General features: G+C 38.4%; 13 protein-coding genes and 1 pseudogene. All 14 read right to left on the bottom strand.

All coding sequences use genetic code 11. The features are described 5' to 3' along the window. Positions 1-1087, bottom strand: a pseudogene (locus BMG01_RS04555) (hypothetical protein); the annotation flags it as partial. Between the two features lie 62 nt (positions 1088-1149). Beyond that, entirely contained in the window at positions 1150-1341 is a 192-nt protein-coding gene (locus BMG01_RS04550; protein ID WP_004903368.1) for a hypothetical protein, read from the bottom strand. Further along, on the bottom strand, positions 1341-1862 hold the full coding sequence (locus BMG01_RS04545) for an antirestriction protein ArdA (RefSeq protein WP_036068574.1): 522 nt from the start codon (positions 1860-1862) through the stop codon (positions 1341-1343). Before BMG01_RS04545 ends, BMG01_RS04550 begins: the two co-directional genes overlap by 1 nt. A gap of 31 nt (positions 1863-1893) precedes the next feature. Continuing rightward, complete coding sequence (gene uasX, locus BMG01_RS04540; RefSeq protein WP_036068597.1) at positions 1894-2853, bottom strand: serine-rich aggregation substance UasX; 960 nt, start codon at positions 2851-2853, stop codon at positions 1894-1896. A gap of 94 nt (positions 2854-2947) precedes the next feature. After that, a complete protein-coding gene (locus BMG01_RS11425) occupies positions 2948-3739 on the bottom strand; it encodes a hypothetical protein (protein WP_233127269.1) in 792 nt (263 codons plus the stop codon). Continuing rightward, positions 3724-5076: a KxYKxGKxW signal peptide domain-containing protein gene (locus tag BMG01_RS11420; RefSeq protein WP_233127268.1), complete on the bottom strand. Its 1353-nt coding sequence runs from the start codon at positions 5074-5076 to the stop codon at positions 3724-3726. Before BMG01_RS11420 ends, BMG01_RS11425 begins: the two co-directional genes overlap by 16 nt. A 286-nt stretch (positions 5077-5362) precedes the next feature. Next, positions 5363-5812 carry a TcpE family conjugal transfer membrane protein gene (locus BMG01_RS04525; protein WP_036068576.1) on the bottom strand — a complete coding sequence of 150 codons (450 nt, stop codon included), beginning with the start codon at positions 5810-5812 and terminating at the stop codon, positions 5363-5365. Position 5813: 1 nt separating this feature from the next. Then, complete coding sequence (locus BMG01_RS04520) at positions 5814-6077, bottom strand: TcpD family membrane protein (RefSeq protein WP_010015777.1); 264 nt, start codon at positions 6075-6077, stop codon at positions 5814-5816. A gap of 12 nt (positions 6078-6089) precedes the next feature. Next, positions 6090-7061: a conjugal transfer protein gene (locus tag BMG01_RS04515; protein WP_036068579.1), complete on the bottom strand. Its 972-nt coding sequence runs from the start codon at positions 7059-7061 to the stop codon at positions 6090-6092. 5 nt (positions 7062-7066) lie between these two features. Then, a complete protein-coding gene (locus BMG01_RS04510) occupies positions 7067-7366 on the bottom strand; it encodes a hypothetical protein (RefSeq protein ID WP_010000722.1) in 300 nt (99 codons plus the stop codon). Between the two features lie 25 nt (positions 7367-7391). Further along, entirely contained in the window at positions 7392-8579 is a 1188-nt protein-coding gene (locus tag BMG01_RS04505) for a replication initiation factor domain-containing protein (protein ID WP_036068581.1), read from the bottom strand. Then, a complete protein-coding gene (locus BMG01_RS04500; RefSeq protein WP_014335282.1) occupies positions 8560-8871 on the bottom strand; it encodes a hypothetical protein in 312 nt (103 codons plus the stop codon). The genes BMG01_RS04505 and BMG01_RS04500 overlap by 20 nt, the downstream gene beginning before the upstream one ends. A 453-nt stretch (positions 8872-9324) precedes the next feature. Then, entirely contained in the window at positions 9325-10413 is a 1089-nt protein-coding gene (locus BMG01_RS04490; protein ID WP_036068584.1) for an ATPase, T2SS/T4P/T4SS family, read from the bottom strand. Further along, positions 10407-10853, bottom strand: a complete 447-nt coding sequence (locus BMG01_RS04485; RefSeq protein WP_036068585.1) for a hypothetical protein — start codon at positions 10851-10853, stop codon at positions 10407-10409. Before BMG01_RS04485 ends, BMG01_RS04490 begins: the two co-directional genes overlap by 7 nt. Positions 10854-10869 lie beyond the last annotated feature (16 nt).

Here is a 10869-nt window from a genome sequence, read left to right as displayed (position 1 = left end):
TCCTAAATGATTCTATTAAATTAGCAACACGATCATGTAGGGTTTCAATATCTTCCGCTGATACCGTAAACGTGACTAAGGTGGAAAAGAAGTTTTTCTTTTCTGAAATATGATCGTTTAGCACTTCGGCAATTTCAATCGTTTTATCATCTTTACTAGAAGAAAATCCCTCTGCCTGATAGCGTTCTTCAACATTATTACTAGCAGTCTTTAGCGATTGACTAGCACGAGTTGCCAAGCCATAGATACCCTCTGACTTATAATAATGTGCTTTCAAATTGATGTCGATTGGATAACTCATATTTTGTACCAAACGAAATAAATGAAAACCAGTAATGTTTTCTGGCGTTGTCGATAACACTAATTTGGCAACATAGCGCACATTGTCATCATTAACCAATTTAACGTAGCCACTCACTGCCCCGTCATCAATCACAGTATCACTTAATTTGAAAATATCACGTGCTTGTCCGACTTTTCTAAAATCATGGAGCTGTCCCTGGATAAAGTTATTACGCATTAAATGAACTAATTCATCAGTCGTTAAACGTCTTGTATGATCCAAATAGCCAACTTTTTCATAAGCCTGTTTTTCACTAGGTCTAAAGTCATCAAACATTTTTTTATCAAATGGCTTTTCATAATTAAACCAACCAGCCAGCTCATCTACAAAGTTATTTATAGCATTAGTGGCTTGTTTAATCACTTTACCAGAATTTTGATTATGTAATTTGATACCCAAAACAAATCGCTCAATTGTCTGTGACACACCAGTAGCGGTAATGGCACTAATTTCATCTACAATCATTTGAACAGGTGTCTCACCCATATCTGTTGCTAAAGAGGGTTGTAGTTCTTTATAACGATTAACCAAATCCAAATCACGATTATAAAGACGCAATTCAAAATCTTCAAAATCAGCGAGCCGATCAAATAACAGACTCAATTGTGTTTGTCGTTTGGAAATACCGGCCTCATCATTATCTGAAATACTTAGTGCTCCAATATTGAAATATGCCCAGGCTTCATTGTCCTGGGTTAATAAAATATTATCTTTCACGGCTTTAAATGGTACTGCTAGTTTCATTGATGTCTCCTTATTTTTTTATTTGTTATGTACCTACAAAGTCTAGGCTTTGTAGATGATTGCTAATAGACAATCACTTTTTTTGTATCTTCCAACACAAAACCATTCTTAATGCGCCACCTGATTTGAATTAAGCCATTCGCATCAAAATAGCGCAATTCAAGGGTAGTTTTGAGATACGTCCACTTAATATCTGTGACATTAAGGTCATAGAGATAAGCATTATAAATCGCTTTAAATTCCGCAACTAACACTAAGACCCTACATATTCGCCATGAGGTAGCTTCAAAAAATCGCCACCCAAAATCAGATCATGTCCATACTTTTTAAAGTCAAAATAGGTCTCAATCTCATCATTGGATAGCTGACCAACACCACCACGCCTTGCGATCACTTCGTTGGCTAAGTCATCTTCATCTTCTGCTTTGATAATTGTTAAATTTTCAACTTGGCTGTCAATCTGATTATCAAGTAAAACTAACCCTTGATCATATAAATCAGCCAAAGTCTCCTCATCAACACCATTTTCAACCGCTCTTTTGGCACTCTCAACCATGTTATTTAGCTTAACAATCGACTCATAAGGATCTATTTTAAATGGTGCTTCATAATCACTGATCATGATTTCTTCGTTACCAGTTCCTGATCCAATCACGCCTTTTTCAGTTAAAACTTGTGTTACCCGACTAGGTGACACAGGCAAGGTAAACCATTTACCAAGAGACGGTACATTTACAGCGCCAACAAATATTTTAATTTCACTAAACTTAATCATTAAAAAAACACCCCCTTTAGGTGCGAACTCATCAATCTTTAAAACGTTTGAATATCAATGCGCCTGCCATTGCCAAAACGCCTGAAACAGCACTTAAAATGCCAATTGATGATTTTGCTTGTGTTGCATGTGTTTCTGGTAGGGATTTGGCAACAGCGTCATCTAGCTTTTTCTTTGCTTCAACAACCTTAGCATTGCTAGCGTCCTTATCATTAGCTGTTAGCACTTGATTATAGGCTTCAACAGCTCGGGCAACACTAGGCACACTAGCGACTTGTGTTGGGACTAAAACAACATTACCAGAGCTATCAGGCGTTACTTCAACTGGTTTCACATGATTGATTTCACCCTGATCATTCTTATCAGGTGTTGTCGGTGTCAAAGGTACTGTGTTATTGTCGTTTGATGAACTTGACCCACCAGCATTTGAGTTATCTGTCCCACCATTATTTGATGATGAGCCACCTTGATCACTTGATGAATTTGAACCACCATTGTCTGATGATGAACTTGATCCAACGTTATCTGATGATGAACCACCATTATCAGTTGATGAACTGGAACTACCATTATCTGATGATGAACTTGATCCACCATTTCCTGATGATGAACCACCATTATCATCTGGCGGTGTTGAACCGTTGTCATTATCATCACCTGGTGTTGGCGTCGGTGTATCAGTGCCACTATTGTCACTTGATGAATTTGAGCTACCATTATCTGATGATGAGCTTGAACCTGTGTCGCCACCTGGCAAATTACTATCATCATTATCGCCAAAATCATCACTTGATGATGTCGCACTTGCCACTGGATCAACACTAGCCGTTAAGGCAACTGCCTTGACTTGTGGCAATACAGTAGTAGTCGCTTGTACTGATTGTGCTGTACTAGTATCAGTCGCTGTTGGTACAGTATCAGCGTTGACTGCTTGATGACCTAATGCTAAAGCACCAAGCACTGAACCTGCGATTAAAAGTTGTTTCTGCAACATAAATATTGTCTCCTAACAATTTAATATGATTGGGCTTCACACCCCATTTGGTTATGTTCTGTGATAACGTCACGACCAGCAGTTAATCTAATTAGTTTTGTTTCTTAAACTTTTTGCTGATTGCACCAAAGAAACCAAGACTGGCAATAGTTGCCACAAATCCTAACACTGCCCCACTACCTTGCTCATTAGCATTGGTATGTGGCAAAATGCTTGCCGTTTCAACTGCCTTTGGCGTTTCTGGTGTGGCTGTCTTTTCAACCTTTGGTGTCTTCTTAATGTTGTAATAATGCACCTCAACCTTTTGTGGTTGTGGCTTATCAACATTTGGCATATCCGCAACCGTTACCTTTTTAACACTGGCAACTGGTACAGCAGGTTCTTGTCCCTTTTCAGGTGCCACAACTTGTACATGATGAACCGTTGCTTTTGGTGCCGTAGGCTTCACAGGGTCTTGCTCATAAGTAGGTGCCTTTGGCGCTACGTTAGTATTCTTAATTTGCGTTGAAACTTGACCGTGCGTATTCCAGATCCATTTATCATCAACAATTAATACCTGTGTCAATGGACTAGTCTCATTTGGTGAGATTTTGAAAGTCTTGTTAATTTGAGCAGTCTTATTGATTGTCTTTGAGAATGTCGTGTTGCCGTCATGGTAAACCGAAAATAGTTCGTTGCCCTCATTGTCGTAAACGTGGGAGTTAATATTTTGGTTAACCGCTTGGTTTTGATAAGCATTAGTATACGTATATGAATACAATTCAATTGATGAAATCGTCACGGTTTCTGTCCCGTCACCATTTGAAACAATCTTCCAATTGATTTTACCTTTCAAAACACCATGACCAATGATATGCACACCGTCGTTCATGTCGTGTTCCAACGTAAACTCACCTTTTTTTGATCAACAGTGGCATTCATAAAGGTTTGATATTGACCAGATGAAGCGTCAGTTTGCGTTTGGGCTGTCATACTTGTCGTATGGTTAGTCCCATTCATATAGTCTTCAAGCGCTTTTTCATAGGCTGCTTTTTTATCAGCATTTACCTTATCAACCGCTGCCTTTTGTGCTTCATAGTCAGCCACTTGCTTTTGATATTCAGCCGTCAATTTAACCAATGCTTCAGTATCGGCTTTTTCACTTGCCACACCACTAGCTACTGCTTTGTTGTACAAATTAAGGTTATAAGCCATTGCATCTAATAAATCTTGAGCCTCTAAACCAGTCAAATCTTTGTACTTTGGCGAAACTTTTGAAACTTCAACACTCACGTCAAGTCCGGCATTTTTACTTGCCTCAACTTGTTGATCAAGATCTGATGTTGCATTATTCAAACCAGTTTCGCCTTGTTTAACTGCTTCATCATGATCAGCGTTAGCTTTAGCATAGTCGGCTTGCTTTTGTTGATATTCTGTCGTCAACTTTGCCAATGTTTCAGTATCAGCTTTTTCACTTGCCACACCGTCTGCGATTGCTTGCTTATACAAATTAATGTTATAAACCTTTGCGTCTAGTAGGTCTTGACCCTCTAATCCAGACAAGTCCTTATATTCAGGTGAAGATTGTGCGACTTCAACGTTGACTTTAATACCAGATTTTTCACTAGTATCAACTTGAATATCAAGGTCTGACGTTGCCTGGTCTAAATCAGCCTGTCCCTGGGTAGTTGCGTCTTTTTGATCAGTTGTTGCCTTGTCATAAGCTTGATCATTAGCTTGTTGCTTTGCCGTGGCATCTTTAACGGCTTGGTCTTGCTTATTCAAGTCAGATAGCAGTTCATCTGTTTTTGATGAAGCGTTGTCATCATTGATTGTGACATCAGTTGTATTACCAGTCGTCACATCAACGCTAGCCTTTGAAGCTGTATCTGCGTCATTTTTAACAGTATCTTGTGCCTTATCGACACTATCTTTTGCCTGGTCTTGTGTCACATTTGAACCAGCAGTTGTTGGCACCGTGCTTTTTTCAGCAGTTGATGAAACGGTATCAGCCTTAGCTGTATCATTTTTAGTTTGATCAGTTGATGAAGCCGTCAGTTGCACTTGCTTATCATCTTGCGCTGTGTCAGCCGTTTTTACAGCTTGTGCGTCAGTGTTTGAAACTGTATCAGCGCTTACTTGTGTGGTATTAGCACTCACAGCAACACCAGCTACCGCAACAGCTCCGACTACCCACAACTTACCTGACTTATACAACTTGTATGTTTTAGAATTTTCCATAATGAACTTAAATAAAAAGAGCTATCATTTTTAGCTCTATCCTTTCTCTCAAATATTCTTTTGTAATTGATTGATTAAATGCAAACCTCTAAATGTTCGCTGTACTAAAATAAATAAAATGGTCATCACAGTAGCGATTATCATTGCAACGTGACACGATTGACCAAAACTCATAAAGAGTAACAAAAGCGGTAATGTAAAACCTACATAAGCCAACCATATCACCGCTATAAAGATTAAATACACTAATTTGTTGACCATTCTTGATCCCAAAGACAACTAATCTTTAGTTGTCTTCTGCCTTTCTAATTTCTTGATTTGACTCTATAATGACTGGCGTGTCCGCCATGTGACTAACTTCAAAATAGCCAGTTGGCAAAACATGATCATGATAATAAACCGTTCGATTAAGTATTCTTTTAATACCAAATGTCGCAATCGAAATGGCATACTGCACTAATCCTAAGCCGTCAGGCTTAACTCTATTTGATAAAGAGACAATCCCAACAGGCATGCCAATATATGTGCCCACATAAACTAATTTACCTAAGTCAGAATTAGCATGATAAAAGGCTTGCAAAGGCTCATGCAAAATAAGATAAATCACCACAATTGAAGTAAAAAATATAATTGCTGGTTTCAAACTAATCCCAACAGGTAAGCTATATTCATCTGAAATTTTGCGAATGACAATATCTTGCTTCAAGGCTTTTTGATAGTTATAAACTTCTGCCATATTAACTAAATAGAGATTTGAAGATACCACCCACAGAGTTAAGGACACTATCTGGATTTTTAACCACAAAGTAGACTAAACCACCAATTGCAATCGTTACAACGATTTGACCAACAGAACCCTTAAAGAAATGTTGTCCTACTTTCCACATAATAATCATGGCAACAATGGCTGATACCCAACCTGCTACTTGACTTTGTAGCCCATTAAAACTAATCCCTAGTGTCGGAATTTGAAACATATAATTTGTGATGATTGCTTTCATCATAACCTCCTGTTAATTTAATAAACCGCCTTGTGTATGGATCATCTTAACCACATAATAGGTTGATCCCTTTGGCGAAACGGTCAAGGTAATCTGTTCTGAATGTTCAAGCTTTGTTTCTGTATCGGTTAGTGTCAAAAGATACTTAATGTTCATACTATTCTTAGAACCTGAAACATTGATTTGATCAATACTCTTAACTGCATATTGTCCCTCTAGTCCCTCTGGCTCTTTCATGATCAAGGACATATCACTAGCTTTTGAACTCACATACTTCTCACTAAAGGCTTGTACAAACTTTTGAACTTTATCACTGCTTGCCAACGTGGCATTATTGGTATCATCTTGATCAATCTTGCCAACATGTCCGACAATATCTTGTTCGGTTGTGGCATAAGGTAACGCCAAAACAGTGTACTGCCCTGCTTTTTGAGCAAAAGGCAAATTAAAAACGCGAATAATTGTATTTTTATCGTTGCCAACCGTATAGCCAACTTGATACTGTGCAATCTTCACGTCATTTTTAGTAAACGTATTTAATAATCTGGATCCCACATACGTCTCTTTTTGTGAGTCCTGATTATCATAAATTGTGCTACTGATATTAGTAGCAAAATACTTTTTTAAGGCTTTCAAACGTTTTTGCTTATCATCATCATTATCTGACTGCGTGAAATAAGTTTGAAAAAAACCTTGCGCATAACGATTAAGACTTGGTGAATAAACACTTTGTCCCATACTAGCTTTTTCTAGCTGGTCATCATACGTTTTCATCTTAGCAATGAGCTTATGATTAGTCTGGCTCACATTACTAGCTTTAATAAAAGCAATTGCACCACTCAAACCAACTAACACCAGGGCAATTTTAACAAAACGCCTAATCCATTTGCCCCGTTTTTGGACTTTGGCATAAGGCAATGATTGGTCTGGCTTATCACGAGACTTGACATAACCCTTTTTGATTGACTTTAACTTATCAAACACAAATTTTACATACCCCCAAACCGATCTACTTTTTGCGTAATTTCTTCGGCTAAATTGATGACGTTGTCCGCCACCTTTGGCAATGACTTGTATTGTTTGTTCAAAACAGCCAAGTTACGACGTAGGCTCGCTAGGTCATCACCAATTAAATCGCTCCACTTTGGATCATTTTCCATGATTTCCTTAGCTTTGTTCACAGCAGCATACAAATTACCGTCTTCGATTTTGGACAATGCCTTAAAATTAGCGACTTCGGTTGCAGTAGCGCTAAGTGCTTTTTTGAATTGTGTTCCTTGTTCTGACATCTGTGTGTCCTCCAATTTTTAACTTTTAAAAAGGTAGGTTGACCTTTTCAGCAACTGACAATAATTTCTTTTGACGCGGACTTAATTCTGCGTCATCAATAATTTCATCTATCGTTTCTTGACCAAAATATAGGATCAAGGCTTTTAACGTTGGTGCAACTTGTGTAATAAACCAATCAAGCGAACGCGCCATAGATAAATCGACTGGTTGAGCAACATACTCAACCACACTAGCCTGTTGCAAAAAGGCACGCCAGGGCGCCCATTGCTGTAACTTATCAATCTCTTTCTGCGCCATTTTATCAACGGGCACATCATAGAATCTAACGTATTCTTGAAAGTAGGCAAATAATTCGGTTCCGACTTTACGTTTTTCGACAAGGTGCTGGGCTAGTGTTTGTGCACGATCCTGCTTTAATTCAATTTCATAACGATTTTTTATGCCAATTTCTTCATGTGGAATATGTCTTTTGGTCGCCTGTTCCTTGTCTTTTTCATAAAAGCGAAAGAAAACTTGACCACTGCGCGAACCAAAATACATGGTTGCACCACCTGATTGACCATTACCGATAAAGGTTGGCTCACTTCTAAATTTTTGCGTGTAGCGCTTAGCTTCAACAATCTTGTAGAGATCAAAAATATTAAAAATTCGTTCCATATCGTTAAAAGCATAATCAATTCGTGTCACATGACCACCGTTATCCAAAGCAAGGCTTAGAAAATCAAAGATATTTCTATCTTGTTGCATGAGCATGTTTTCCAAAATACGTATGCCTTGCCCTGATACCGTGATCAAACTTTCTGGCGCGTCTTTTTTGCCATACACGGTGATAAATGCTTGACCTGCAAAAGCGTAGGTAATTGAATAGCCAAAACGTCCACCGTCACGTTGAATAAATAAATCATATCCCGACTGTAAAAGCGTCTTGACTAACCATTCCGCAGTACGCATTTTAAACGAAATACTTAAATAATCCAGCCATAAACTCATGCCATCTGCATTCAACAACACTCTCAGCGTATGCCGTTGATCTGCATTTAATAATCTGGCAATCACCTCATCACTACGTTCAATTTTATTGATGTAAGTGGGGCGCGACACGTTCAAAAATAAAGCCATTTGCGCCTGGGTTAATTCGAGTTCTTGTCGAAACGCAACCAAATCAACACCCGTGGTTGTTTCATAATCTAACTTAAAATATTTCTCTGACATGTTTTACTTGTTTGTAAATAACGTCCCAAATCTGCATACGATCCATTTTTTCATCAACAGACTTTGTAGCAAACGTCATGTACCAATCACCCTCTCCTTTCTGATAGACCTGTTCTGGATCCACAATAGCCCCCAATGCAAGTGCTGGGGGTAATTTATCACCTGCAACTTGATATACCCGCGTATCAATGACGTGATCGTCTAGAAAATGACCAAATAAAAACGCATAACCTGTATTATGCGTTGTGCCATATAATTCATTTGGTAGAATACCAAGATATTGATATAACAATTATCGTTTAAATAACCTCTTTTCTACTTTCATTAGATTAAATCTAATAATTAAGCAAATTTTTCATATTGATTTGTCATTATTACAGACGTTTTTACACGAATATTAAATCGCTGTAAAGCAACGCCCCGTAAGAATGAGGGCTTTTTGCCTGTTGGCTTTTCTGTAAATTTACCCCCCTATTAGTAATTTGGGGGGTTGGCGAATTTGATCAAGTGATTGTACGTTATCCAGCGCACAATCGGCTACAAAGACACAACGGCACGTAATCCCCTTTTACAACGCCACCAGTCGCGCACCAGCAGAGCTGGGCGCTTCCTTTTCCACAGCAGAGCTGTTCCATGGCTGAAAAGGGTCAACGTGCCGTAAGTGCTTTGCTTAACGCCTCATGCACCCCGACTGCCTACAATCACTTGATCAAATTAGACCTGCCAAATAACTAATAGGGACTAACTAAAAGTTCAATTCTACATATTTAGCGCTTTTACTGTCCAAAAATTCCTTAATCTCACCCATTGGCTCAACTGGAACGGCTGGATATTGCTGACCTAATTCATCAAAATACTTAAAAGGCACAAAGTCTTTGGGAATAACAGGCGCAAAAAATGATCTGGCTTGCCCTGGTGTCATTGCTAAATAACCCCACCCCTTTAAATTCTTTGAGAGTTCCTTAAACTGCACTTCGTCAACATCATCAGGGAACATCATAGACAGTCCACTAGATTTCATCTTACCAAGTGCCACACGGAACTGGAATTGATCACGAGACGCACTACCAATCGTATCAGCCGTTGGTTTCTGCATAGCAATCGCTACAAAGTACCCTAATTGACGACCTAACATGGTAATTTGTCCCAAAATTTGCTGGATTGCTTCACTTTCGTTATATTTCAAACCAGAAACAAACGCACCAAATTCATCAAAAACAAAAAAATGTGGTTTCAAGCCATACTTACGATAGTTGCCAACATTTTCTTCTAAATTGTCATTCAATAAAACATGATATTCACGACCACGCTTAATCATTTCCAAATAAAAACGATAAAATGATTTTAGAATATGATCACGACCATAAGTGACACGATACTTTAGTGACGCTGTTCTACCAAGCACTGATAAATCAGTCTCTTTAGGATCCGCAACATCAACAATCGCACCACTTTTAATCAGACCATTCAGCAAGCTAAACAAAAAGAATGATTTACCAGAACCCGTATCACCAGAAATAAGTGCCTGGGGATATTTTTCATAATCCCAAACCACCCCTTTCATAATTTCAATCGTATGATCTGTTATGGTCATGTCAGATAAGCCTAAGCGTAATCCCAACGGATTAGAAATAAAGTCAAATGACTTAAACCCAAAAATATCATTTGTTCCCACACCGTCCGCAAATAGCATAGCCGACATAGGTTGTGAAATACGTCGATCACGAAAACGATCTTGATACTTTTGTCCGTCCATTGGTAAATAGATTGAAAAGCCAACCTTACCATTGTTCTTTAAACTGACTTTTGGCAGCTTAATTTTTTGTTTTACCAATGCCAACCACCTTTCTCACCACTCAAATTGAAACTCAAACGGGGTTCTTTTTCATCAACTTCCTTGACCAAATAATATTGATTAGCAATTAACCAATTAGATAAGCGTTCTAAACGAAAAACAGTCGCCCAAAACCCTTGAAATTGATAAGTCTTCCAATACCAATAACTTGCACTAAGCACTAAGAGAACCATAGCAATCAAAGTTAAATAAAGACCTGGTAACAAACTATTAACAAAAGCCAACCAATCAACTTGTGTAACCAATGATTTGGTGAAGCTGACTAGCCCTTTACTAGGTGGCATAATGGCAAGTAAACGAAAAATAATCGTGATCAAAAATATGACCACTGGCACAGATCCAATCGCAATAAAAACATCACGCCTTAAATGCCTATGCCAATAACGAACACGGAAACCACGGGGAAATAATTTACTCATTGATTAACCCCTTTCC

The organism is Leuconostoc sp. BM2, assembly GCF_002095565.1.
In the GTDB taxonomy this organism is placed as follows: Bacteria; Bacillota; Bacilli; order Lactobacillales; family Lactobacillaceae; genus Leuconostoc; species Leuconostoc falkenbergense.
This window is presented reverse-complemented; position numbering and strand designations above follow the sequence as displayed.